General features: G+C 67.9%; 18 protein-coding genes and 3 rRNA genes. 18 read left to right on the top strand and 3 right to left on the bottom strand.

Translation table 11 applies throughout. The features are described from left to right. The first annotated feature begins 40 nt into the window (after positions 1-40). The 15 genes from O3S82_RS10925 to O3S82_RS10855 all read left to right on the top strand — a co-directional run bounded on the left by O3S82_RS10925 (position 41) and on the right by O3S82_RS10855 (position 18109). Positions 41-2194, top strand: a complete 2154-nt coding sequence (locus tag O3S82_RS10925; RefSeq protein ID WP_269302806.1) for an acetate--CoA ligase family protein — start codon at positions 41-43, stop codon at positions 2192-2194. Next, positions 2191-2952 carry an enoyl-CoA hydratase/isomerase family protein gene (locus tag O3S82_RS10920; protein ID WP_269302804.1) on the top strand — a complete coding sequence of 254 codons (762 nt, stop codon included), beginning with the start codon at positions 2191-2193 and terminating at the stop codon, positions 2950-2952. Before O3S82_RS10925 ends, O3S82_RS10920 begins: the two co-directional genes overlap by 4 nt. After that, positions 2952-4103: an acyl-CoA dehydrogenase family protein gene (locus O3S82_RS10915; protein WP_179428003.1), complete on the top strand. Its 1152-nt coding sequence runs from the start codon at positions 2952-2954 to the stop codon at positions 4101-4103. Before O3S82_RS10920 ends, O3S82_RS10915 begins: the two co-directional genes overlap by 1 nt. Next, positions 4100-5179 carry an acyl-CoA dehydrogenase family protein gene (locus tag O3S82_RS10910; RefSeq protein ID WP_269302803.1) on the top strand — a complete coding sequence of 360 codons (1080 nt, stop codon included), beginning with the start codon at positions 4100-4102 and terminating at the stop codon, positions 5177-5179. The genes O3S82_RS10915 and O3S82_RS10910 overlap by 4 nt, the downstream gene beginning before the upstream one ends. Further along, positions 5173-5961 carry an enoyl-CoA hydratase/isomerase family protein gene (locus O3S82_RS10905; protein WP_269302802.1) on the top strand — a complete coding sequence of 263 codons (789 nt, stop codon included), beginning with the start codon at positions 5173-5175 and terminating at the stop codon, positions 5959-5961. Before O3S82_RS10910 ends, O3S82_RS10905 begins: the two co-directional genes overlap by 7 nt. Before the next feature lie 62 nt (positions 5962-6023). Then, entirely contained in the window at positions 6024-7319 is a 1296-nt protein-coding gene (locus tag O3S82_RS10900) for an ABC transporter substrate-binding protein (RefSeq protein ID WP_179423987.1), read from the top strand. Positions 7320-7343: 24 nt separating this feature from the next. Continuing rightward, a complete protein-coding gene (locus O3S82_RS10895; RefSeq protein ID WP_179423989.1) occupies positions 7344-8087 on the top strand; it encodes an ABC transporter ATP-binding protein in 744 nt (247 codons plus the stop codon). Next, complete coding sequence (locus tag O3S82_RS10890; protein WP_179423991.1) at positions 8087-8962, top strand: branched-chain amino acid ABC transporter permease; 876 nt, start codon at positions 8087-8089, stop codon at positions 8960-8962. The genes O3S82_RS10895 and O3S82_RS10890 overlap by 1 nt, the downstream gene beginning before the upstream one ends. Beyond that, positions 8959-10044 carry a branched-chain amino acid ABC transporter permease gene (locus tag O3S82_RS10885; protein ID WP_269302799.1) on the top strand — a complete coding sequence of 362 codons (1086 nt, stop codon included), beginning with the start codon at positions 8959-8961 and terminating at the stop codon, positions 10042-10044. Before O3S82_RS10890 ends, O3S82_RS10885 begins: the two co-directional genes overlap by 4 nt. After that, entirely contained in the window at positions 10037-10753 is a 717-nt protein-coding gene (locus O3S82_RS10880) for an ABC transporter ATP-binding protein (RefSeq protein ID WP_269302796.1), read from the top strand. Before O3S82_RS10885 ends, O3S82_RS10880 begins: the two co-directional genes overlap by 8 nt. Before the next feature lie 546 nt (positions 10754-11299). After that, positions 11300-12818 (top strand): 16S ribosomal RNA (locus tag O3S82_RS10875). 349 nt (positions 12819-13167) lie between these two features. Further along, positions 13168-16274 (top strand): 23S ribosomal RNA (locus O3S82_RS10870). A 103-nt stretch (positions 16275-16377) separates the two neighbouring features. Continuing rightward, positions 16378-16494, top strand: a 5S ribosomal RNA gene (gene rrf / locus O3S82_RS10865). The 16S, 23S and 5S rRNA genes sit together here, the layout of an rRNA operon. Before the next feature lie 181 nt (positions 16495-16675). Continuing rightward, a complete protein-coding gene (locus tag O3S82_RS10860) occupies positions 16676-17689 on the top strand; it encodes a tetratricopeptide repeat protein (protein ID WP_269302794.1) in 1014 nt (337 codons plus the stop codon). Positions 17690-17929: 240 nt separating this feature from the next. Further along, positions 17930-18109, top strand: a complete 180-nt coding sequence (locus O3S82_RS10855) for a hypothetical protein (RefSeq protein ID WP_179423994.1) — start codon at positions 17930-17932, stop codon at positions 18107-18109. 2 nt (positions 18110-18111) lie between these two features. Here O3S82_RS10855 and O3S82_RS10850 read toward each other — a convergent pair whose 3' ends face one another. Next, positions 18112-18657, bottom strand: coding sequence for a MarR family winged helix-turn-helix transcriptional regulator (locus O3S82_RS10850; RefSeq protein ID WP_179423995.1), 546 nt, complete (start codon positions 18655-18657; stop codon positions 18112-18114). A 38-nt stretch (positions 18658-18695) separates the two neighbouring features. Then, positions 18696-19292, bottom strand: a complete 597-nt coding sequence (locus O3S82_RS10845) for a TetR/AcrR family transcriptional regulator (RefSeq protein ID WP_269302791.1) — start codon at positions 19290-19292, stop codon at positions 18696-18698. Between the two features lie 188 nt (positions 19293-19480). Between O3S82_RS10845 and O3S82_RS10840 the strand changes: the two genes are divergently transcribed. Both O3S82_RS10840 and O3S82_RS10835 read left to right on the top strand, forming a co-directional pair. Next, positions 19481-20590 carry a ScyD/ScyE family protein gene (locus O3S82_RS10840; protein WP_269302789.1) on the top strand — a complete coding sequence of 370 codons (1110 nt, stop codon included), beginning with the start codon at positions 19481-19483 and terminating at the stop codon, positions 20588-20590. Between the two features lie 101 nt (positions 20591-20691). Next, entirely contained in the window at positions 20692-22491 is a 1800-nt protein-coding gene (locus O3S82_RS10835) for an AMP-binding protein (RefSeq protein ID WP_269302787.1), read from the top strand. Here the strand turns inward: O3S82_RS10835 and O3S82_RS10830 are convergent. Then, complete coding sequence (locus O3S82_RS10830; protein WP_269302786.1) at positions 22488-23276, bottom strand: MBL fold metallo-hydrolase; 789 nt, start codon at positions 23274-23276, stop codon at positions 22488-22490. The two genes, O3S82_RS10835 and O3S82_RS10830, sit on opposite strands and share 4 nt — an antisense overlap. Positions 23277-23346: 70 nt before the next feature. Here O3S82_RS10830 and O3S82_RS10825 point away from each other — a divergent pair, with 70 nt between their 5' ends. Then, positions 23347-24180 carry a sulfurtransferase gene (locus tag O3S82_RS10825; protein WP_269302784.1) on the top strand — a complete coding sequence of 278 codons (834 nt, stop codon included), beginning with the start codon at positions 23347-23349 and terminating at the stop codon, positions 24178-24180. Positions 24181-24299 lie beyond the last annotated feature (119 nt).

Raw genomic sequence — 24299 nt, 5'->3', positions numbered from 1 at the left:
TCCGGTTGTCAAGGGCTCCACCCGCACAGGAAGCAGGATCGTGGCCCTCGAATCACCATCTCCCCACGCCGCACCGGAGTCCCTCGACCCGGGCATCGACGCGCTCTTCAACGCCCGTCGCATCGCGATCGTCGGCGCGTCCGGCCGCGAGGGGAATCCGTTCGCCCGCCCCCTGCAGTACCTGACCGAGTTCGGCTTCGACGGCGACGTCTACCCGGTCAACCCCGGCTACGAGACCCTGCGCGGCCTCCCGTGCTTCCCGGACCTCGCGAGCCTGCCCGCTCCGGTCGACCTCGCGCTGCTGATGGTGCCCGGACGGGCGGCCGTCGAGCTCATGCCCCAGGTCGCCGCCGCCGGCGCCCGGGCCGCGGTCGTGTTCGCGTCCGGCTTCTCCGAGACCGGCGACGAGGGCGTCCGCCTCCAGGCCGGGCTGACCGCCGCCGCGCGGGAGCACGGCGTCCGCGTCATCGGACCCAACTGTCAGGGCGTGCTGTCCACGACGCACCGCCTCTACGGCACCTTCACCGCCGCGCTCGAGCTCGGTCCGGTGCGCACCGGCGGCCTCGCGTACGTCGGCCAGAGCGGCGCAGTCGGCGGCTCCATCCTCAGCATGGCGCGCGAGCAGGGCATCGGGATCTCCAGCTGGGTCAGCACCGGCAACCAGGCCGACCTGACCACCGTCGAGGTGGCGCGGCACCTCGTCGAGCTCCCCGAGACGGAGGTGCTCGCGCTCTACCTCGAGAGCGCAGTGGGGGAGAGCGAGTTCCGCGACCTGGCCGCCCGCGCCCAGGAGCTCGACACGTCGCTGATCGTGCTGCGGTCGGCCACGAGCGCCGCCGGCGCGAAGGCGGCGGCCTCCCACACCGGCGCGATCGTCGGAGACGACGGTGCCTACCGGGTCGCCGCGCGCGAGCACGGCGTGGTCGAGGCCTCCGACATCGACGACCTCGTCCGTCTCGCGCACGCCCACCTCGCCCTGCCCCGCAGCGCCGGGCCGTCGACCGTGATCGTCACGACCTCGGGCGGCGCCGGGAGCCTGGCCGCCGACAAGGCCCACGAGCTCGGCCTGACGATCGAGGACCTGCGCCCCGAGACGCAGGAGCGACTCGCCACCCTCGTGCCCGACTTCGGCGCGATCGACAACCCGGTGGACGTGACGGCGCAGATCTTCCGATCCAGCGAGATCGACGACTTCGTCGAGGTCTGCCGGATCGGCTGCGACGCGCAGGAGGTCGACGCGATCGTCATCGCGCTCACCCTCGTCACCGGCGAGCTGGCCGCCTCGATGGCCACGGCACTCGCCGAGCTGATCCCGCAGGTGAGCAAGCCCGTCGCCCTGGTCTGGGCCGCGGCCCGCGAGCAGACCGTCAAGGGTCGCGAGATCCTCCGCGAGGCGGGCGTCCCCGTCTTCGACTCGTCCGAGCAGGCGATGCGGGCCATCGCGTCGCTGCGCCGCGTGCCGGCGCCGGTCCGGCCCGGCGGACGGCCCTCGGGCTTCGACGAGACCGTCGTCCGCCGCCTCCTCGACGACCTCACGGGCACCGTGACCGAGTCCCAGGCGCAGGAGATCCTGGCCGCCGCCGGCATCGCGACGCCCGATGCGCGGCTCGTCACGGACGTCGCGATGGCCGAGTCGCTCTCGCTCGGGACAGACCGCGCCTACGTCGTGAAGATCCAGGCCGCGGGGATCGCCCACAAGACCGAGCGCGGCGGCGTCCGTCTGGGACTCGACGCGACCGAGGTCGCCGGCGTCGCCCGCACGATGCTCGAGGACTTCGCCGCCGACGATCCGCAGGGCGTCCTGGTGCAGGAGATGGTGCCGGCCGGCGTCGAGCTGATCGTCGGCGTCACCCGCACCGACGGCGGCCTGCCGCTCGTGACGGTCGGCCTCGGCGGCACCGCGACCGAGCTCTACGCCGACACCGCGACGACCTTCGCGCCCGTGGACGCCACGCGGGCCCGCGCGCTCCTGCTCGACCTCAAGGCCGCACCGCTGCTCACGGGCTTCCGCGGCTCGCCGGCGCTCGACGTGGACGCCGTGGCCGACCTCGTCGCCCGGGTGAGCCACGTCGCCGACATCGCGGGCCCGGCCCTGCGCGAGCTCGAGGTGAACCCCGTGCGGGTCCTCGACCGCGCGGAGCGCCCGGTGCTCGCCCTCGATTTCCTGATGACCCTCGAAAGGGAGACAGCATGACCGGACGTATCGGCCTGGACCGCGTGGGCGCGGTCGCGGTGATCACCGTCGACAACACCCGCATCAAGAACGCGCTGACCCAGCGGATGGCGCGCGACCTCGGTGCCGTGTGCGAGGAGATCGACGCCGACGCGTCGATCGGCTGCACCGTGATCCAGGGCGCGGGTGGCACGTTCTGCTCCGGGGCCGACACGTCGACCTGGGCCGAGACCTACGGCGACGACCCGCTCAGCGACGAGGCCTACGCCGACACCGACGAGATGTACGGCTCGTTCGTCCGCTTCGGCGAGCTCAAGGCGCCGACGATCGCCGCCGTCCGCGGTGCCGCCGTGGGCGCGGGCCTCAACCTCGCGCTGGCGGCCGACCTCCGGGTCGCCGCCGATGACGCCCGCCTGCTGGCCGGCTTCCTCGCGGCGGGCATCCACCCCGGCGGAGGATTCTTCACCCTCGTGCGTCGCCTCGCCGGTCGTGAGGCCGCCGCGACGCTCGGCCTCTTCAGCCAGGAGGTCTCGGGCCGCGAGGCCAAGGGCTTCGGGCTCGTCGGCGTCTGCGTCCCCGACGAGGACACCGAGAAGACCGCGCTGGAGATCGCGCAGCACGTGGCTCGCGACCCTCTCGTCGCTCGGCGGGCGAAGCGCAGCTTCAACCTCGAGACGCAGTCCACCCCGCTGCCGTGGGCGGCCGCGCTCGAGGTCGAGCGAGGCGTCCAGCTGTGGACCCAGGCGCGCCGCCTGCGCCACCAGCGGGAGCAGGCGTGATGCGCTTCGCGGCCGAGCCGCTGACCGAGGACGAGCTGCGCCTGCGCGACGAGGTGCGCGAGTTCATGGCGCAGGAGCGCGCGAACGGGCTCGGCGTCGGGCTGGGCATCAACGCCGAGGCCGACATGGAGTTCAGCCGCCGCGTCGCCGCGAGGGGCTGGGTCGGCATGACCATCCCGAAGGAGCACGGCGGACCCGGCCGCACGGCGGTCGAGCGCTTCGTCGTCGTCGAGGAGATGCTCGCGGCCGGCGCCCCGATCAGCGCCCATTGGGTCGGCGACCGTCAGACCGCCCAGATGTTCGTCCGCTTCGGCAGCGAGGAGCACCAGCGCGAGTTCCTGCCGCGGATCGTCGCGGGTGACGTGTGGTTCTGCCTCGGCATGAGCGAGCCGGACAGCGGCTCGGACCTCGCGTCCGTCCGCACCCGGGCGACGCGGACGGAGGGCGGCTGGCTGCTCAACGGCCAGAAGGTGTGGACCTCCGGGGCCCAGTACGCCGACTACGTCGTGACGCTGTGCCGGACCTCGCCCGCCGAGGGTCGCAAGCACGTCGGTCTCAGCCAGCTCCTCGTCGACCTGCGCGCCGACGGCGTGACCGTGTCGCCGATCCGGCTGCTGAACGGCTTTCACCACTTCAACGAGGTGCACTTCGACGACGTCTTCGTGCCCGACTCGATGGTGCTGGGCCAGGAGGGCGACGGCTGGCACCAGGTGACGTCCGAGCTGGCTCACGAGCGCTCCGGCCCCGACCGGTTCCTCTCCGTGATGCCGGTGCTCGCGCGGCTCTACGAGGAGCTCCGTCACCGCGACCTCCCGGACGACGTCCTCACGTCGCTCGGCCGCACGTTCTCCACGTACATGACGCTGCGCTCGATGTCGCTGTCCATCGCCCGGGCGCTCGACCGGGGCGAGACCCCGGCCGTCGAGGCCGCGCTGGTCAAGGACCTCGGCACGCAGTTCGAGCAGGAGGCGATCGAGCAGCTGCGCACCCTCGTCGGTGGCGAGCTGGACCCGACCGCGCCGGGACTCGAGGGGCTGCTGGCCGACGCGGTCATCACGGCACCCACGTTCACGCTCCGCGGCGGGACGAACGAGGTCCTGCGGACCGTCGTCTGGAAGTCCCTGCAGCGCTCGAGGAAGGAATCGGCATGAGCGACCTCTCCCGGGAGCTGTTCACGGCCCTGAACGACATCGTCACGGCCCGCGCCGCGCGCGACGGCCACGAGGCCATCGCGACGTGGAGCCCTGACCTGTGGTCGACGCTCGACGACCAGGGCTACACGTCCATCGACCCGGACGAGCCGGAGGTCGGCCTGGCCGAGTTCTGCGCCGTCGCCACCGCCGTCGGGACGCACGCCCTGGGCCTCCCGCTCGTCGAGGCGGGCCTCGCGGCCTGGCTCGCGTCCGCCGCGGACCTGAAGCTGCCCGCCGGACTCGTCGTGCCGGCGGTCTCCACGGGCGACGTCCTCACCGTCGTGGAGCAGGACGACGACGGCCTCGTCGTCGAGGGCACCCTGCGGCGCGTGCCGTGGGCCCGTCACGCCGAGCTCGTCCTGGCGTTCGTCGAGACGGAGTCCGGACGCCGCCTGGTGGCGCTCGAGCCGCTCGACGTGACGGAGGGCGCGAACGTGGCCGGGGAGCCCCGCGACACCGTCACGGTCGAGCGTCAGCGGGTCGGCGCGGCCCAGGTCGGCTCGACCGAGGGCGTCGACCTGCGTGAGGCACGGGCGCGGGGCGCCCTGCTTCGGGCCGCGGCGGCCGCGGGGGCCATGGACACGATCGCGGAGCTGGTCGTCGAGTACGCCGGCCAGCGCCACCAGTTCGGCCAGCCCATCGGCGCCTTCCAGGCCATCCAGCAGCACGTGGTCACGGTTGCGCAGGCGGCCGCGGCGACGCGCGCCGCGGTGGAGTCCACCGTGGCGGCCGCGCCCGACCACCGCGTGCTGGCGGCCGCGTCCGCGAAGGTCACGCTCGGGATCCAGGCGGGTCGCCTCGCCCGGTCGGCGCACCAGGTCTTCGGCGCGATCGGCGCCACCGAGGAGCACCGCCTGCACCTGCTCACGCGGCGGCTCTGGAGCTGGCAGGACGAGTACGGCACGCAGCACGAGTGGTCGCACTTCCTCGGCGAGCGACTCGTGTTCCCCGAGGCGCCCGGCCTGTGGGAGGTCCTCACGCCTCCGCACCCGGCCGTGACGGCGCGCGGCGTGGGGGAGTCGGCACCGTGGTGACCATCGACCAGGAGCTGCTCGTCGAGCGGCGCGGCGGGGTCGCGGAGGTGCGGCTCAACCGCCCCGAGCGCCTCAATGCGCTCAGCTCCGCGGTGCAGCAGCGACTCGTGGAGGTGTTCGCCGAGCTCGACCGCGACGACTCGGTCCGCGCGGTGACCCTCGGGTCCACGAGCCGCAAGGCGTTCTCCGTCGGCGCCGACCTCAAGGAGATGGCGGCGGGCGACGACGCCGGTGCGCGTCCGTACGAGCCGATGCACGGCACCACCCGCAACGTCTACGAGACCGTGCTCGAGTGCCGCAAGCCCACGATCGCCGTCCTCGACGGCTGGGTGGTCGGCGGCGGGATGGAGCTGGCGATGGCGTGCGACATCCGCATCGCCTCGCACGACGCCCGCTTCCTGCTGCCGGAGGCCAAGGTCGGGCTGGGCGCGAACTTCGGCAGCCAGATGCTGCCGCGACTGGTCGCCGCGACGCACGCGTTCGAGATCCTCTACGGCGCCGAGCCGTTCGACGCCGAGCACGCGGAGCGCATCGGCTTCGTGTCGCGCGCCGTTCAGGCGGACGAGCTCGAGGAGGACGCGCGGCGCACGGCCGACCTCATCGCCTCGCGTGCGCCCGTCACCATCCGTCGCTACAAGGCGATGGTCAACCTCGGCTCCTCGCTGCCGATCGCGGCCGCGCTGCGACTCGACCCGGGCCCGAGCCCGTACTTCAGCCAGGACCGCGCGGAGGGCGCTCGTGCCTTCCGCGAGAAGAGAGAACCGATCTGGAGTGGCCGATGAAGCGGCCGGCACCGGAGCGTCACGGGCACACCAGCCCACCACCCCCCGAAAGGAAGATGACCATGAAGTCGACACGACGAGGCCGAGGCAACTCGGCGCTGCGGGCGGCCATCGCGCTCCCGCTGGCCGGCACCCTGCTCCTCTCGGCATGCGCCGGTGGAGACGACGAGGGTGGCGACGACGCCCCGATCAAGGTGGGCGTGGTGGCGGCCCTGACCGGCATCGCCGCCCCGTACGGCGTGCAGAGCCTGAACTCCTTCAAGCTCGCCGTCGAGGACCTCAACGAGGCCGGTGGCATCGACGGTCGCGACATCGAGGTCGTGGCCCTGGACAACCGCTCCAAGCCCGAGGAGGTGCCCGCCCTGATGCGGCGTCTCGTCGGCGAGGACGTCAACGTGATCCTCGGCGCCTCGTCCACGCCGCTGACCGTGACGGGCGCCCAGGCGGCCGACCAGCTCAAGGTCCCGCTGCTGGTCCCGATGGAGGCCGGCGACGTCATCATCGGCGAGGGCCGCTCGCACGTCTTCAAGCTGGCCCCGTCGGTCCTGGCCGACCAGGGCTGGTCCGCGCAGGGCGTCCGTGCCGTGATGAAGGGCTCGGAGGAGGCCGGCGACCCGATCAGGACCGCGTACATGATCAACGCCAGCACCGGCGCGTTCCCCGAGGCCGGGAAGGCCTGGGCGGGCACCCTGGAGAAGGAGTTCCCCGACGTCGAGCTGATCGACACGCTCACCTTCGACGAGGCCTCCACGAGCGACTTCGGCCCGCTCGTGGCGAAGGCGAAGGCGGCGAACCCCGACCTGCTGATCTTCGGCGGCAACCCGCAGAGCGCCTTCCAGTTCTACCCGGCGCTGCAGGACTCGGGCTGGCAGCCCAAGGCCACGCTGGGCTCGCTGGGCGGCAACACCAACTCCCAGTTCATCTCCTCGGTGGGCGCCGAGGCGGCCGACGGCGACGTCGCGGGCAACTACTGGACCGCCGAGCTCAAGCCGGGCGACGACGCCAAGCAGACGCCGCAGGGCTTCGTCGACGACTACAAGGAGGCGTACGACGGGCAGGTGCCCGACGGCGTCGGCGCGTACTACTACTCCGCGGGAGCCGTGGTCGCCGAGGCGCTGCGCAACGCCGACGACGTCGACGACCGCGAGTCGATCACCAAGGCGCTGCGCGAGGTCGACATCGCGGGCATCAACGGCGACGACAACGGCCTGTACATCGTCAGCCACGGCGTCGACTTCGACGAGCAGGGCTTCAACGCCGCCGCGGTCGGTCTCGTGACGCAGATCCAGGACGGCAAGTACGTGCCCGTCTTCCCGGACGACGTCGCCAACGCCACGATCGTCTACCCCAAGCGCTGAGGCGCGAGGAACGAGGAAATCGCCATGGACACCGCATTGCTCGTCGAGCAGTTCAGTGTGTGGCGGGGACGCTCGGAGATCGTCAGGTCCGTCGACCTGACGATCCCGGGCGGGACCCTGGTCGCACTGGTCGGCTCCAACGGTGCCGGAAAGACCACCTTCATCGAAGGCGTGCTGGGCATCCTGACCACCAAGGCCGGACGGTTCGAGCTGTTCGGCGAGGACGTCCGTGGCCGCAAGCCCTGGGACCTCGTCAACGACGGTCTCGTCGTGGTGCCGCAGGAGCGCCGGCTCTTCCCGATGATGACCGTCGAGGAGAACCTCGACATCGTCGGCTCGAAGGGCGACAAGGGCAGGGGAGCGCGGTTCACGCGTGACGAGCTCTACGACCTCTTCCCGCGCCTGCAGGAGCGGTCGTCGAACTTCGCCGGCACGCTCAGCGGCGGTGAGCGCAGCATGCTCGCGATCGCCCGCGGCCTGGCGCTGCAGCCGCGACTGCTCATCCTCGACGAGCCCTCGCTCGGACTCGCGCCGGTCGTCATCGACTCGATCATGGCCACGATCCGCGAGATCTCGCAGACGGGGCTGTCCATCCTGCTCGTCGAGCAGAACGTGCACCAGGCGCTCGCGATGGCGTCGTGGGCGCACGTGCTCGACGCGGGCGCGGTGATCGCCTCCGACACGAGCGACCATCTCCGCGACTCGCCGCTGCTGGAGTCGGGCTACCTCGGCGTGGTCCCCGCGGCCGACGAGAAAGGAACCGTCTGATGCAGACACTGACCCAGATCCTCATGACGGGGGTCCTCCAGGGACTGATCTACGCGCTGATCGGCCTGGGGCTGTACCTGATCTTCAGCGTGATGCGCGTCGTGAACTTCGCGCACGGCTTCTTCGTGCTGCTCGGCATGTACGGGCTGCTGTGGGTGGGGCCGACGTCCCTGCCGGGCTTCCTCGCGGCGACCGTCGTCGTGGTGGCCGTCGCGGGCGCGTTCGGCTACGTGGTCGAGCGGGTCCTCATCGAGTCCACGCTGCACAAGCCCGGTCACGCCCAGCTGGTCATCACGATCAGCCTCGGCCTGGCGATGCAGTACTTCTTCCAGATCATGTTCCCCGAGCCGTACCAGAAGATCGCCAACCCGTGGCCGTTCGACGCCATCCAGGTGCTCGGCGTGACGGTCGGCTCCGGCCGGCTCGCGGCCGGCGTCATCAGCCTGCTGCTCGCGCTCGGCGTGTCCTTCCTCGTCTACAAGACGCGGTTCGGCAGCCTCATGCGGGCGTGCTCGCAGTCACTCGAGGGCGCGGTGCACGTGGGCATCAACTACACGCGCGTCTACCGCGCCACGTTCGCGCTGGGCGCGGCGATCGCCGCGATCGCGGGTGCCCTGCTCATCCCGTTCCAGCCGGTCTCGCCGCATCTCGGGCTCGAGCTGACGATCAAGGCGTTCATCGTCGTGGTGGTCGGCGGCAGCGAGTCCATGTGGGGCGTGCTCTCCGCGGGCATCCTGCTCGGCATCGCCGAGGCGGCCGGCAGCATCCTGGTCTCCGGCTCGCTGGCGACGTCGGCCATCTATCTCCTCTTCCTGGCGGTCATCCTCGTGCGGCCGCAAGGACTCGTCATGCGTCGGAAGGTGTCCTCCTCATGAGCGTCCCCGAGCTCCTCGCGCGCTTCGACACGCCCGTCAAGCGGATCAATGCCGTCATCGCGACGGTGGCGATCGTCGGCGCCGTCCTCTACCCGTTCGTCGTCGAGTCGCCGCTGGTCAGCGTCGGCTTCGTCGCCCTGATCTTCGCGATGCGCAACTTCACCTGGAACATCGCCGGGGGCCTGACCGGCCTGCTCTCGCTCGCGCACGTCGCCGGCTTCGGCATCGGCGCGTTCGCGGTGGCCATCCTGACGTGGACCCACGGCTGGAACGTCTGGCTCGCGATCCTCGCGGGCATGGCGGTCTCGGCCGCGGTCGGCATCGGCGTCAGCCTGATCATGAGCCGCTTCGGCGTCAACGCGTTCTTCTTCGCGCTCGGCACCATGGCGCTGTCGCTCGCGATCGCGGGCATCGCGGCCTCGTGGTCGGTGACGGGCGGCAACGACGGACTGCAGAACCTGTCCGCCGACGAGGGACTGCTGCATCTGCAGTGGTTCACCAACCCCGTGCCGCTCTACTTCGTGGCCCTGGTCCTGCTCGCGCTGATGGTCATCGGGACCGCGTGGATGGTGAAGCGGACCCGCTTCGGCCGGTCGCTCGCCTTCATCCGTGAGGACCCGCAGATGGCCGCGAGCATGGGCATCGACGTGGTGCGCAACCAGGCCGGCGCGATGGGGCTCAGCATGGGTCTGACCGCGGTGAGCGGCTCGCTCATGGCCCAGTACACGAACTTCGTCAGCTACGACTCGGTCTTCTCGATGGAGATCGGCATCGCGATGATGGTCGGCGCGATCATCGGCGGCTCGGCCACCCTGGCCGGCCCGATCGTGGCGGGCATCGGGATCGCCGCCCTGGAGGAGGCGCTGCGCTCGTTCGACGTGTCCAGCTCGAACGTCTCCAGCTTCACGCAGATCCTCTACGCGGTGATCGTGATCGTCCTGGTGCGCTACGGCACCGACGGGATCGTCCCGATGTGGAACGCCCTGCTCGAGCGACTCTTCGGCGACGGGCGCGACCCGGACCCCGAGGACCTCGAGGACGAACGACGCGACGAGGCCTCGAAGGAGGTCGCTCATGCTTGAGGTCAGGGGAGTGGCGAAGAAGTTCGGCGGACTGCGCGTCCTGACGGACGTCTCGTTCGAGGCGGAGAGCGGCCAGGTCACGGCGCTCATCGGGCCGAACGGCGCCGGCAAGTCCACGCTCGTCAACCTGGTGTCGGGATACCTGACGCCGAACGCCGGCTCGATCACGCTCGACGGCAAGGACATCACCGGGATGGCTCCGGCGAGGGTCTTCGGCGAGGGAGTGGCCCGCACCTTCCAGGTGTCGGGCAACGTCGCCGAGCTGAACGTCTTCGAGTGCGTGGCGATGTCGGCCTACCGCACCGCGTCGTCCTACCGCGGGGCGAACGAGATCGCCGAGGAGGAGCTCAAGCGCTTCGACCTGTGGCAGTACCGCTCCCGTGCGCTGGGCGACATCCCCACGGCCATGGTGCGAATCGTCGACTGCGCCCGAGGGATGGCCGCGCGACCGAAGATCCTGCTCCTCGACGAGGTCATGGCCGGTCTGACGCCGGCCGAGGTCGACATCGTCATCGAGCAGGTCCGCGCCTGTCGCGACGCCGGAGTGGCGATCGTGATGATCGAGCACGTCCTCCAGGCGGTCAACGCGCTCGCCGACCGCGTGGTCGTCCTCAACCAGGGGACGATCGTCGCCACCGGATCCATGGCAGAGGTCTCGCAGAACGACGAGGTCAAGGAGGCCTACCTGGGCTCCGCAGCGGTGAAATGACACCCGTGTCGTCGGCATCGCGGGGCCTTCGGGCCCTCGATGCCGACGACAGTCGTTTTTCCCGGCAATTCCAGGTGTGACGTAGGACGCGTAGGGGGCGGTTTGCCAAGGTTGGAGACGTGTGTGTAATGTTCTTCTTGTTGCTCCGCACGGCGGGGGAACGGGAAGCGCAGACCGAAGCGGTTAACGCCAGGAGCCCTGTGGGGAGCCGGAAACTGGCCGCGGGAAAACGTTGCGCTGGCATCGTGACCGAGCTGGGTTTGACCTGGTGGAAAACGGCGATGTAATGTGGATGAGCCCCTGTGGTTGTGCCGGTGACGGTGTGGTTGTGGGTGTGCGTCTGATCCTTGAGAACTCAACAGTGTGTCAAAAGTCGACGAATTTTTTATCAGTACCCCGGCGACTCTGAAGGATTCCGGCCTTTGGTTGGTTTCGCGCAGGGTTGCAGGGACAATTCCGACAATTAATGACTGTCCAGCAGTCAGATCTTGTCAGTGTTGAACTGTCTAGTTGTTGACCGGATGCTTTCGGGTGTCTGGGATTTTTTCAACGGAGAGTTTGATCCTGGCTCAGGACGAACGCTGGCGGCGTGCTTAACACATGCAAGTCGAGCGGTAAGGCCCCTTCGGGGGTACACGAGCGGCGAACGGGTGAGTAACACGTGAGTAACCTGCCCCATTCTTCGGAATAACCAGTGGAAACGCTGGCTAATGCCGAATATGACCATCGAAGGCATCTTCTGGTGGTGGAAAGCTCCGGCGGAGTGGGATGGACTCGCGGCCTATCAGCTTGTTGGTGAGGTAACGGCTCACCAAGGCGACGACGGGTAGCCGGCCTGAGAGGGTGACCGGCCACACTGGGACTGAGACACGGCCCAGACTCCTACGGGAGGCAGCAGTGGGGAATATTGGACAATGGGCGAAAGCCTGATCCAGCAACGCCGCGTGAGGGATGACGGCCTTCGGGTTGTAAACCTCTTTCAGCAGGGACGAAGCGAAAGTGACGGTACCTGCAGAAGAAGGACCGGCCAACTACGTGCCAGCAGCCGCGGTAATACGTAGGGTCCGAGCGTTGTCCGGAATTATTGGGCGTAAAGGGCTCGTAGGCGGTTTGTCGCGTCGGGAGTGAAAACTCAGGGCTCAACCCTGAGCGTGCTTACGATACGGGCAAACTAGAGGTATGCAGGGGAGAACGGAATTCCTGGTGTAGCGGTGGAATGCGCAGATATCAGGAGGAACACCGGTGGCGAAGGCGGTTCTCTGGGCATTACCTGACGCTGAGGAGCGAAAGCATGGGGAGCGAACAGGATTAGATACCCTGGTAGTCCATGCCGTAAACGTTGGGCGCTAGGTGTGGGGACCTTCCACGGTCTCCGTGCCGCAGCTAACGCATTAAGCGCCCCGCCTGGGGAGTACGGCCGCAAGGCTAAAACTCAAAGGAATTGACGGGGGCCCGCACAAGCGGCGGAGCATGCTGATTAATTCGATGCAACGCGAAGAACCTTACCTGGGTTTGACATATGCCGGAAACGCCTAGAGATAGGCGCCCCCTTGTGGTCGGTATACAGGTGGTGCATGGCTGTCGTCAGCTCGTGTCGTGAGATGTTGGGTTAAGTCCCGCAACGAGCGCAACCCTCGTCCTATGTTGCCAGCACGTCATGGTGGGGACTCATAGGAGACTGCCGGGGTCAACTCGGAGGAAGGTGGGGATGACGTCAAGTCTTCATGCCCCTTATGTCCAGGGCTTCAAGCATGCTACAATGGCCGGTACAAAGGGCTGCGAAACCGCGAGGTGGAGCGAATCCCAAAAAGCCGGTCTCAGTTCGGATTGGGGTCTGCAACTCGACCCCATGAAGTCGGAGTCGCTAGTAATCGCAGATCAGCAACGCTGCGGTGAATACGTTCCCGGGCCTTGTACACACCGCCCGTCACGTCATGAAAGTCGGCAACACCCGAAGCCGGTGGCCCAACCCTTGTGGAGGGAGCCGTCGAAGGTGGGGCTGGCGATTGGGACGAAGTCGTAACAAGGTAGCCGTACCGGAAGGTGCGGCTGGATCACCTCCTTTCTAAGGAGCATCTGGCCAGCTTTGTCTGGTCCAGGCGGACACCGTTCGTCAGCGAATGTCTGACGCGGGTCCAGCTCACTAGTGGATCGTCGATTATTTGACTTGCTGCCCGTCTCGGGCCGTCAGTACTGCTCTCCTTTTGGGGTGGGCGTGGAACCTCGGTCCTGGTGGTGGGTGGCAGCTCAGGCACACTGTTGGGTCCTGAGGGATCAGCATCTCTTGCTGGATCTCTCGGACCGTACATCTCCTCGAACCATCCGACCCTGTGGGGTGGGGCAGGCGGGGAACCGGGTACGGGACCGATCGTATTTTGAGAACTTCACAGTGGACGCGAGCATCTTTGTAGTAACAACAAGCTACTAAGTGCACATGGTGGATGCCTTGGCATCGAGAGCCGATGAAGGACGTTGGAGTCTGCGAAAAGCCCCGGGGAGTTGACAACCGAGCTGTGATCCGGGGATGTCCGAATGGGGAAACCCACTCAGAGGAAAGTCTGAGTACCTGCGCCTGAACACATAGGGCGTTTGGAGGGAACGTGGGGAAGTGAAACATCTCAGTACCCACAGGAAGAGAAAACAACAGTGATTCCGGTAGTAGTGGCGAGCGAAACCGGAAGAGGCCAAACCTTGGGTGTGTGATAGCCGGCGGGCGTTGCATCCAGGGGGTTGTGGGACCGCACTGACTGTTCTGCCGGACAGTCGAAGAGTCATAAACCATGAGTGAAGGTGAAGCTGACTGGAAAGTCGCGACACAGAGGGTGAGATCCCCGTAACCGTAAGCTCATGGCTCTTGTGCGTCATCCCGAGTAACACCGAACCCCTGAAATTCGGTGTGAATCTGGCGGGACCACCCGCTAAGCCTAAATACTCCTCGATGACCGATAGCGGACTAGTACCGTGAGGGAAAGGTGAAAAGTACCCCGGGAGGGGAGTGAAATAGTACCTGAAACCGTGTGCATACAATCCGTTGGAGCGGTTCCTTGTGAACTGTGACAGCGTGCCTTTTGAAGAATGAGCCTGCGAGTTAGCGTTGTGTAGCAAGGTTAAGGCGAGTGCCGTAGCCGTAGCGAAAGCGAGTCCGAATAGGGCGCTTGAGTTGCACGATCTAGACCCGAAGCGGAGTGATCTATCCATGGCCAGGTTGAAGCGCGGGTAAGACCGCGTGGAGGACCGAACCCACCTAGGTTAAAAACTGGGGGGATGAGCTGTGGATAGGGGTGAAAGGCCAATCAAACTCCGTGATAGCTGGTTCTCCCCGAAATGCATTTAGGTGCAGCGTTGCGTGTTTCTTGCCGGAGGTAGAGCACTGGATGGGCTAGGGGGCCTACAAGCTTACTGAACTCAACCAAACTCCGAATGCCGGTAAGTGAGAGCGCAGCAGTGAGACTGCGGGGGATAAGCTCCGTAGTCGAGAGGGAAACAGCCCAGACCATCAGCTAAGGTCCCAAAGCGATTGCTAAGTGGAAAAGGATGTGGAGTCGCAGAGACAACCAGGAGGTTGGCTTAGAAGCAGCCACCCTTGAAAGAGTGCGTAATAGCTCACTGGTCAAGTAATTCCGCGCCGACAATTTAGCGGGGCTCAAGCAATCCACCGAAGCTATGGGATTCACACATGAGGTAGGCCTTCGTGGTCCAGCCGTGTGGATCGGTAGGGGAGCGTCGTGTCGCGAGCGAAGCGGCGGGGTAACCCAGCCGTGGATGCGACACGAGTGAGAATGCAGGCATGAGTAGCGAATGAAGAGTGAGAAACTCTTCCACCGAATGACCAAGGGTTCCAGGGTCAAGCTAATCTTCCCTGGGTAAGTCGGGACCTAAGGCGAGGCCGACAGGCGTAGTCGATGGACAACGGGTTGATATTCCCGTACCGGCGTTGAATCGCCCATGCTGAATCCAGTGATGCTAAGTGCCCGAAACCGTACCTACCGTCTCTTCGGAGACCACGGTGCGGCAGAGCGCATGACCCGATCTGGTAGTAGGCAAGCAATGGTGTGACGCAGGAAGGTAGCTCAACCGTGGCGATGGTAGTCCACGGGTAAGGTCGTAGGGCGAGTGATAGGCAAATCCGTCACTCATATGCCTGAGAGCCGATGCCACCCACGTAGTGGAGTGTGAGTGATCCTATGCTGCCGAGAAAAGCATCTAGCGAGATTCAGAGCCGCCCGTACCCCAAACCGACTCAGGTGGTCAAGTAGAGAATACTAAGGTGATCGAGAGAATCATGGTTAAGGAACTCGGCAAAATGCCCCCGTAACTTCGGGAGAAGGGGGGCCGGATGCGTCATCGGACTTGCTCCGAGAAGCGTTGAAGGCCGCAGAGACCAGGCCCAAGCGACTGTTTACTAAAAACACAGGTCCATGCTAAGTCGAAAGACGCCGTATATGGACTGACTCCTGCCCGGTGCTGGAAGGTTAAGGGGACGTGTTAGCGCAAGCGAAGCACAGAACTTAAGCCCCAGTAAACGGCGGTGGTAACTATAACCATCCTAAGGTAGCGAAATTCCTTGTCGGGTAAGTTCCGACCTGCACGAATGGAGTAACGACTTGGGCGCTGTCTCAACCATGAACTCGGCGAAATTGCACTACGAGTAAAGATGCTCGTTACGCGCGGCAGGACGGAAAGACCCCGGGACCTTTACTATAGTTTGGTATTGGTGTTTGGTTCGACTTGTGTAGGATAGGTGGGAGACTGTGAAGCTCGGACGCCAGTTCGAGTGGAGTCATCGTTGAAATACCACTCTGGTCGTACTAGATATCTAACCTAGGTCCGTTATCCGGATCAGGGACAGTGCCTGATGGGTAGTTTAACTGGGGCGGTTGCCTCCTAAAATGTAACGGAGGCGCTCAAAGGTTCCCTCAGCCTGGTTGGCAATCAGGTTTCGAGTGTAAGTGCACAAGGGAGCTTGACTGTGAGAGTGACAGCTCGAGCAGGGACGAAAGTCGGAACTAGTGATCCGGCGCTGGCATGTGGAAGCGGCGTCGCTCAACGGATAAAAGGTACCCCGGGGATAACAGGCTGATCTTCCCCAAGAGTCCATATCGACGGGATGGTTTGGCACCTCGATGTCGGCTCGTCGCATCCTGGGGCCGTAGCAGGTCCCAAGGGTTGGGCTGTTCGCCCATTAAAGCGGCACGCGAGCTGGGTTTAGAACGTCGTGAGACAGTTCGGTCCCTATCCGCCGCGCGCGTAGGAAACTTGAGAAAGGCTGCCCCTAGTACGAGAGGACCGGGGTGGACGAACCTCTGGTGTGCCAGTTGTTCTGCCAAGAGCACGGCTGGTTGGCTACGTTCGGAAGTGATAACCGCTGAAAGCATCTAAGCGGGAAGCATGTTTCAAGATGAGGTTTCCCACTCCCTCGAGGAGGTAAGGCCCCCAGCAGACCACTGGGTTGATAGGCCGGAAGTAGAAGTGCAGCAATGCATGGAGCTGACCGGTACTAATAGGCCGAGGGCTTGTTTCTTACAAAGACCGCCACGCGTCCACTGTGAGGTTCCCGAGATATGATCGGGAACCACGAAGAACACGAGAGTGTTCTCCAAGGTTTGTTGATATCTCCATAGAGTTTCGGCGACCATGGCGAAGGGGAAATACCCGGCTACATTCCGAACCCGGAAGTCAAGCCCTTCAGCGCCGATGGTACTGCACTGGAGACGGTGTGGGAGAGTAGGACGTCGCCGGACAACCATTGATGCGCGAGGCCGCTCCCAACAGGGAGCGGCCTTGCTGCATTTCACCCCCCGACCACCCCCAACGAGCGGGTGGTCCTGCTGGCGCACGGGCCCCGACCCCGCCACAGTGGAGGGGCACACGAACACCCACCCAGCCGGGCGCCAGGCCAGGCACCCGAGAGGAACCCGCACCATGGCCCAGGACCGAAACCCCCGCAACGGCGGCAACAACCGCGGCGGCAAGCCCGGCAACAAGCCCGGCAACACCCGCGGCAAGCCCACCAGCAGCAGCCGCAACAGCGGCAAGCCCACCTCCCGCGACGGCAAGCCCAGCTCCCGCGACGGCAAGCCCAGCTCCCGCGACGGCAAGCCCACCAGCGGCTCCCGCCCCGGCGGCGGCTCCCGCTCCGGCGGCGGCTCCCGCTCCGGCGGCGGCTCCCGCTCCGGCCCCGGCCAGCGCTCCGGCGCCGGCTCGCGCTCCGGCGCCCCACGCTCCGGCGGCCGCCCCAGCGCCCCCGAGCGCACCGCCGAGCAGAAGATCTACGACGGACCCCCCATCCCCGACGACGTCTCCGCCAAGGACCTGGACAAGCACGCCCGCCAAGAGCTCTCCGGCCTGCCCGACAAGCTCGCCGACAAGGTCGCCCGCCACCTCGTCATGGCCGGCACCCTCCTGCACACCGACCCCGAGACCGCCCACAAGCACGCCCTCGCCGCCCGAGCCCGCGCCATGCGCGTCGGCCTCGTCCGCGAAGCCACCGGCGAAACCGCCTACGCCCTGGGCAACTGGGCCGAAGCCCTCGCCGAATTCCGCGCCGCCCGCCGCATGACCGGCCGCCACATCTACGCCCCCATGATGGCCGATGCCGAACGCGCCCTCGGCCGCCCCGAAAAAGCCCTCGAATACGACAACCCCACCACCCGCGCCCACCTCGACGAACCCGGCAACACCGAACTGTCCATCGTCATCGCCGGCGCCCGCCGCGACCTCGGACACCTCGACGCCGCCCTCCACATCCTCGAAACCGAACCCCTCCACACCACCAACCGCTCCGACTGGGTCACCCGCCTGCGATACGCCTACGCCGACACCCTCCTCGCCACCGGCAACACCCAAGACGCCATCACCTGGTTCCACCGCACCGCCGGCACCGACACCCACCACACCACCGACGTCCACGACCGCCTCAAACAACTCGAAAACTAACCCGTCGCGGGTTTCGGGAGCGGAGAGTCTCCTCCGGTTGTGGGTTCCTCCGGCCGGGGATAGACTCGCAGTAGAAAGTTGTAGATACAACTACCGCTCTCTGGAAGGACGCCGAGGATGGCCCTCTCACACAGCCTGCATCACAGTCGACGCGGTGGCGCCCAGAAGGCCGACCGCACAGGTGCGCGCGAAGGTGATGCGGTCCGAGAGGGTGGGCCCACCGCGCTCGGTGGGCTGGTCATGAACGTCGGCCTGGTCCTCATGGCCGTCCTGTGGGTGGTGTCGCTGGTCCAGCTCATCCGGCTGCCGGCGCAAGGACCGCTGACGACCACGGGGGAGGCCGCCGTCTGGACGGCGCTCGCGATCGCCTCCGCGATCTCGACCTTCCTGCTCGGGGTCTGGAAGGTGCATCGCAGCTGATCTCAGTCTTCGGCCCGAGGCCGCTCAGGGAACCGAGAGAGTCCTTGGCGGCCACGGGTCGAACCCCGTGTGCCCGCGAGCACGCGCTGACCGGGGTCCAGTCCCGCCAGCAGCCGGTCGCCGATCCGGCGGACCTGGCCGAGCTGCTCACGCGTCAGTCGGCTGACGAAGACCTCGCGGACGAGGTCCACGTGACCGGGGGAGGCGGCCTCGAGTCGCTCCCAGCCCGACGGGGTCAGGCGAGCGTGCCGCGAGCGTCCGTCGTCAGGGCTCGCCGTCCGCAGCAGCAGTCCGTCGTGCTCCAGTCGGGTCACGACGCGCGAGAGGCGTGCCGGGGTGGTGTTCATGGCGGTGGCGAGGTCGGTCAGCCGCATCGAGTCCTCGTGGGTCTCGGCTAGCTGCACCAGCACGAGGAACTCGAAGAACGTCAAGTCGGCGTCGCGCCCGAGCTGGGAGTCCAGGGTCGCCGGGAGCACCTCGAGGATGGACACCAGCGCGAGCCACGCCTCGGCCTCGTCGTCGTCGAGCCAGCGCTCGCTCTCACTCATGGTGGCGACGCTAGCCGATGTCGGGTGGACGGCGAGGGTCAGCGCGGAGGCGTCTCGCCCCGGAGCCCCTGGACCGTGATCATCGTCAGCACGCGGGCGACCTCGTCGGTGTCCAGCTCCACCCCGCGGAAGTGCGCGTCCATCGCGATGCCCCAGCACATCCCGACGCACATGGGCGAGGAGAGGGCCGGATCGGCGTTCTGGGCCCAGAGGGTGCCGGCGGCGCCGCGTACGTGCTCGGCGAGCGAGTCGATGAACGGCGCGATGCGGCGCAGGTAGAACTCCTGGCCGCTGTCGCGGTCACTGAACAGGACGACGTTGAACAGGTCGAGGTACTCGACGAAGACCTCCAGCAGGCCGCGGTAGAAGATCGTGACCGCTTCGGACGAGCCGTTGATGCTCCCGGCGACGGTCTGGGCCAGGACGTCCTGCAGCAGGTGGTCGATCGGCTCGACGACGGCCTCCTCGAACAGCTGCTCCTTGGACTCGAAGTAGCGGTAGAGCAGGGCGACGTTGACACCCGCCAGCTTGGCGATGTCGCTGATGCGCGCACCCTCGGGTCCGACCCGCGCGAACTCCTCGCGCGCGACAGCCAGCAGCTGCCTGCGTCGTTCCTCGGCATGAAGCCTGACCACGTTCCACCTCCGTGCGGCGAGCCTAGGTCGATTCTCTGCGGACGGCTCTGGGAACACCGGTTTACAGGGACGAACGCCCCCGGGACTGGGGTCCGAGGGAGGGGTTCACCTCGCTCGGCATCCGTGATACGTGTGACATAGATCACATTATCGTCTCGGGAAAACCGTCCCCTCTCAAGGAGTCCGAGATGCGTCCAGTATGGAGAGTTCTCACCGCAGCGACGACGGCGACCGCCGTCGCCCTCACCTTCGCACCGTCAGCGTCCGCGCACGGCAAGCACCGCCCCACCCACCGACCCATCACCGTCGTCGCCGACGGCCTCGAGGGGCCGTTCCAAGTCTCGCGCGACGTCGGCCACCGGCTGCTCGTCATGGAGTCCGGCGCCGGCCGGGTCATCTCCGTGGATCCGCGCCACCGGGGCAAGGTGCGCACGCTGGTGAGCGGCCTGGGGCCGAACGCCGCCAGCGGCGCGGTCCGTGTCGGGAAGTACATCGCCATCGTGACCGGCGAGGCCGATCCGTCGGCGCCGGCGGGCCCGTACCCCGGCTCCTCGGTGCTGGTCGCCCAGAAGGGCAAGGTGAGCGTGTTCGCCGACCTGATGGCGCACGAGCTGAAGTACAACCCCGACGGCCAGACGCAGTTCGGCCCCGACGGTGCGCCCCTGGACGCGCTGTCGAACCCCTTCAGCCTGCTGGCCGAGCGCGGACGCCACGGGGGAGTGCTCGTGGCCGACGGTGGCGCCAACGCGGTGCTGCGCGTGAGCGCGAAGGGCAAGGTCTCGACGTTCTTCGTCCCGCCGACCGTCAACACCGGCGCCTGTGAGGGCCGGCCGAACAACGACGCGAGCACCGTGGGCTGCGACGCGGTCCCGACGGGTCTGGCCTACGGTCCGCGCAACACGCTCTACGTGTCCGCGCTGACCGGCGAGGCACCCGGAGAGGGTCGCGTGTACGTGCTCGACGCCCGGACGGGCAAGGTGAAGCGTGTCATCAAGGGCTTCACGTCACCGACCGGGGTGGCGGTGCGCCGCGACGGCACGATCTACGTGAGCGAGGTCCTCGAGGGCATGCCCGAGGGTGAGCCCGGACCCGGCTTCGATCCGTCCACCGTCGGGCAGATCGTCAAGGTCTCCCCGTGGGGCAAGCGGACGTACGCGCAGGTGACGATGCCGACCGGCCTCGTGATCTCGGGCAAGTCGCTGTACTCCACCGCCTGGTCGATCGCGGGCTTCCTGGGCATCGAGGGTGCCGGGCAGGTCGTGAAGGTCTCGGACCGGGCGTTCCGCCGGGCCTCCTGAGGGAGGCACGTCTCGGCCGCAGGGGCGCTGGTGCTCGGGACCGGCGCCCTTGTGGTGTCCTCGGCACGGGGTGCCCTCGGTCCGGTGACGCGGTCGGGCCGATGACCGTGGACGTCCCTAGACTCGAAGGGTTCGCCGGAGGCCGCTGGGGCGTCTGGCCGGAAGCCGAAGGCGAGATGATGGAGCAGCACGACCAGCGCCCGTGGGCCGTCCACTACGGACCCGGCGTCCCGGCGGAGATCGAGATCCCCGACGAGCCGGTGACGGCAGGACTCGCGCGATCGGCGCAGCGCTTCCCGGAACGGATCGCCACCGACTTCCTCGGCGCGACCGCCACGTACGCCGAGACCGAGCAGGCCGTGCGCCGCGCCATGGTGGTGCTGAGTGGGCTGGGCGTGCACGCGGGATCGCGGGTCGCGCTCGTGCTGCCGAACTGCCCGTCCCACCTCGTGGCGTACCACGCGGTCCTGCGCCTGGGTGCGGTCGTCGTGGACCTCAACCCGACGTACACGCAGGCCGAGCTCGAGCACCTGCTCGGTGACTGCGGCGCGACCCACGCGCTGGTGTGGCACAAGGCCGTTGAGCGGGTCCTCCCGGCGCGGGCCACGACGCCCCTGGAGACCGTGGTGAGCGTCGACGTCAGTCGCGACCTGCCGATGCTCTCGCGCCTGCTCCTGCGCCTGCCGCTCAAGCCCGCTCGGGCGAAGCGCGAGGCGCTGCTCGGCACCGTGCCGTCCGACATCGCCGACTGGCACCATCTCGTCGCCGGGGCGCAGGGCGAGGTGCCGCCGGCCACGGTTCGGGCCGACGACCTCGCGCTGCTGCAGTACACCGGCGGCACGACGGGAACGCCGAAGGCGGCGATGCTGACGCACCGCAACCTCGTGGCGAACCTCGTGCACGGCCAGGCGTGGGCGGGCTTCCGGGAGGGCGAGGAGACCGTCTACGGCGTGCTGCCGTTCTTCCACGCCTTCGGGCTGACGTTCTGCCTCAACCTGCCCGGCCACATCGGGGCGACCCTCGTGATGTTCCCGAACTTCGATCCCGCGGCCGTCGTGCAGGCGTTCGGCCGCCGGCCCGCCACGTTCATGGCCGGGGTCGCGCCGATGTTCGACCGGATCGCCGCGACCGCCGAGGCCTCGGGCAAGCCTCCCGCCGAGGGTTTCCGGGAGTGCCGGCTCGGTTTCGCCGGCGCGATGCCGATCCCGCCCGCCACGGTGGAGCGCTGGGAGCGGCTCACCGGGGGACTGCTGATCGAGGGCTACGGCATGACCGAGTGCGCGCCGATCGCCCTCGGCAACCCGTGCGCGCCCACGCGCCGCCCCGGCACGCTCGGCGTCCCGTTCCCCAACACCGACATGCGGATCGTCGACGTCGACGACCACACGCGCGAGGTCGGGCCGAACGAGAGCGGCGTCCGCCGCGGCGAGCTGCTGGTCCGAGGTCCGCAGGTCTTCACGGGCTACCTGAACCGGCCCGAGGAGACGGCCCACCAGCTGCTCGAGGACGGCTGGCTGCGCACGGGCGACGTCGTCGAGGTCGACGCGACCGGCTGGGTCACGCTGGTCGACCGGGTCAAGGAGATGATCATCGTCGGCGGCTTCAAGGTGTACCCGTCCACGGTGGAGGACCACCTGCGACTGCTTCCCGGCGTCACCGACGTCGCGGTCGTGGGCGTCAGCACGCGTGCCGGCGACCACGAGGTGCTCGCGGCGTTCGTGATGGAGTCCGGCGCCGCGACGCCCTCGGTCGAGATGGTCCGGGCGCACGGGGAGCAGCGTCTCGCGCGCTACGCGCTGCCGCGCCGGGTCGAGTTCGTGGAGGACCTGCCGCGCTCGCAGATCGGCAAGGTGATGCGTCGTCAGGTGCAGGAGATGTTCAGTCACCGCGACCGCGACTAGGCGACTCCGGCGCCTGCCGCGGACTCGGCGGCGGCCGCGGCGCCGCGCCGGAACGGCTCGCCGTGGCCCGGCAGCACCGTGCCGGCACCCGTGGCCGCGATCGCGTCGAGCGACCGCAGGGCACCGCGCGCGTCCTTCGTGCCGGCGCGCGCCACGATGCGCGGGCCGGTGCGACCCGTGTACGGGTCCAGCGTGACGAGCGCGTCGCCGGTGAAGACGACGTCGGAGTCGGGCAGCAGCAGCACGCAGTGGCCGTCGGTGTGGCCGGGCGTCGCGACGACCTCGACGCCGGCGGGAAGACCGTCCGCCCCGGGGTGGAGGTTCTCGATCTGCGCGACGCCCTCGACCTTCAGGGCGCCGGCAGCGACCATGCGCGCGAGGACGAGGACCGAGGCCGGGTGGCGCAGCGGGTAGAGCAGGCGCGGACGCCCGGGCTGGTAGCGGTAGGGGCGACGGGCGATCCGGTGGTCGCCGGGATGGGCCCAGATGCGGGCGCCGGCCCGGGACGCGTGGGCCGCGAAGCCGAGGTGGTCGAAGTGCGCGTGCGTCAGCAGGACGTCGGTGACGTCGCCCCAGTCGTGACCACTCTCGCGCAGGGCCTGCTCGGCGAGCTCGCGGGTGCGGGGGAGTCCGGCGTCGACGAAGTAGGGCGCGCCGGCGCTGGTGACGAGGTAGCAGTTGGTCCCCGCCTGCTCGATCCGCACGATCCCGTCGCGCACCTGGGTGATGCCCATGAGGTCCTCCGCTCGCTCCTCGAAGGGAGTACCCGTGCGACGGCGGGACATGCACCTCGCCGCCCGCACACCAGATGAGACGCGAGGGAGCGACCACCTCGCCCGACCTAGGCTCGAGGGCATGACCTCCCACCCCCGCCTCGTCGACGTCCAGTGGCTCCGCGATCGCCTGGACGATCCCTCGATCCGCGTCGTCGACGCCACCGTCCACCTCACCTTCGACGCCGAGGGCGCGCACACCGAGTCGGGTCGCGCGACCTACCGCGAGGCCCACGTCCCCGGGGCCACGTTCGCCGACCAGCTGGCCGACCTCACCGTCCACGACGGGGAGGCGGCGTTCGAGGCCGCGCCCTCCGACCAGTTCGCGCGGGTGATCGGCGACCTCGGCATCGGCAACGACCACACGGTCGTGGTCTACGACCACGTCGACGGCATCTGGGCCACGCGGCTGTGGTGGCAGCTCGAGCTCGAGGGGCACCCCGACGTCGTCGTGCTCGACGGCGGACTGAAGGCCTGGCAGGACGCGGGCCTGCCAGTGGAGACGGGCGACGCGACCTACGAGCCGGCGCGGTTCACGCCCTCACGCAGCAGCGAGCGCATCGCGAGCACCGCCGACGTGGAGGCCGCGACGCACGACGGCTCGGTCCTGCTCATCAACTCCCTCGACCGCGAGTCCTTCGCCGGCGGTCGCATCCCGGGCAGTGTCAACGTGCCGTTCGGCGAGCTCGTGGACGAGCAGGGACGCCTGCGCAGCCTCGACGAGCTGCGCCCGCTCTTCGAGTCGGTCGGCGCGCTCGATCCCGAGGTGGCGCCCGTGACGTACTGCGGCGGCGGGATCGCGGCGACGGCCGTCGCGTTCGCGCTGAAGGGCCTCGGCCGCGACGACGTCGCGATCTACGACGGCTCGCTCAACGCCTGGACCGCAGACCCGGCGCGTCCTCTCGAGCAGGGCTGAGACATGAGGAGGGGCCGGCGATCCGTCGCCGGCCCCTGGCTCGGGTCGGGGTTGGGGAGAGGCGTAGGGTGGTAGTTGAACCTTCAACTAAGCGCCCGGAGGGCGCTCCCACCATCAAA

Source organism: Aeromicrobium sp. HA, assembly GCF_027171405.1.
Lineage (GTDB): Bacteria > Actinomycetota > Actinomycetes > Propionibacteriales > Nocardioidaceae > Aeromicrobium > Aeromicrobium tamlense.
This window is presented reverse-complemented; position numbering and strand designations above follow the sequence as displayed.

What these genes read in the sequence shown, in the direction of transcription:
- O3S82_RS10920 (WP_269302804.1), top strand. Translation starts at nt 2,191, where the DNA reads ATGACCGGACGTATCGGCCTGGACCGCGTGGGCGCGGTCGCGGTGATC.
- O3S82_RS10915 (WP_179428003.1), top strand. Translation starts at nt 2,952, where the DNA reads ATGCGCTTCGCGGCCGAGCCGCTGACCGAGGACGAGCTGCGCCTGCGC.
- O3S82_RS10910 (WP_269302803.1), top strand. Translation starts at nt 4,100, where the DNA reads ATGAGCGACCTCTCCCGGGAGCTGTTCACGGCCCTGAACGACATCGTC.
- O3S82_RS10900 (WP_179423987.1), top strand. Translation starts at nt 6,024, where the DNA reads ATGAAGTCGACACGACGAGGCCGAGGCAACTCGGCGCTGCGGGCGGCC.
- O3S82_RS10895 (WP_179423989.1), top strand. Translation starts at nt 7,344, where the DNA reads ATGGACACCGCATTGCTCGTCGAGCAGTTCAGTGTGTGGCGGGGACGC.
- O3S82_RS10890 (WP_179423991.1), top strand. Translation starts at nt 8,087, where the DNA reads ATGCAGACACTGACCCAGATCCTCATGACGGGGGTCCTCCAGGGACTG.
- O3S82_RS10885 (WP_269302799.1), top strand. Translation starts at nt 8,959, where the DNA reads ATGAGCGTCCCCGAGCTCCTCGCGCGCTTCGACACGCCCGTCAAGCGG.
- O3S82_RS10880 (WP_269302796.1), top strand. Translation starts at nt 10,037, where the DNA reads ATGCTTGAGGTCAGGGGAGTGGCGAAGAAGTTCGGCGGACTGCGCGTC.
- O3S82_RS10860 (WP_269302794.1), top strand. Translation starts at nt 16,676, where the DNA reads ATGGCCCAGGACCGAAACCCCCGCAACGGCGGCAACAACCGCGGCGGC.
- O3S82_RS10855 (WP_179423994.1), top strand. Translation starts at nt 17,930, where the DNA reads ATGAACGTCGGCCTGGTCCTCATGGCCGTCCTGTGGGTGGTGTCGCTG.
- O3S82_RS10850 (WP_179423995.1), bottom strand. Translation starts at nt 18,657, where the DNA reads ATGAGTGAGAGCGAGCGCTGGCTCGACGACGACGAGGCCGAGGCGTGG.
- O3S82_RS10840 (WP_269302789.1), top strand. Translation starts at nt 19,481, where the DNA reads ATGCGTCCAGTATGGAGAGTTCTCACCGCAGCGACGACGGCGACCGCC.
- O3S82_RS10835 (WP_269302787.1), top strand. Translation starts at nt 20,692, where the DNA reads ATGACCGTGGACGTCCCTAGACTCGAAGGGTTCGCCGGAGGCCGCTGG.
- O3S82_RS10830 (WP_269302786.1), bottom strand. Translation starts at nt 23,276, where the DNA reads ATGTCCCGCCGTCGCACGGGTACTCCCTTCGAGGAGCGAGCGGAGGAC.
- O3S82_RS10825 (WP_269302784.1), top strand. Translation starts at nt 23,347, where the DNA reads ATGACCTCCCACCCCCGCCTCGTCGACGTCCAGTGGCTCCGCGATCGC.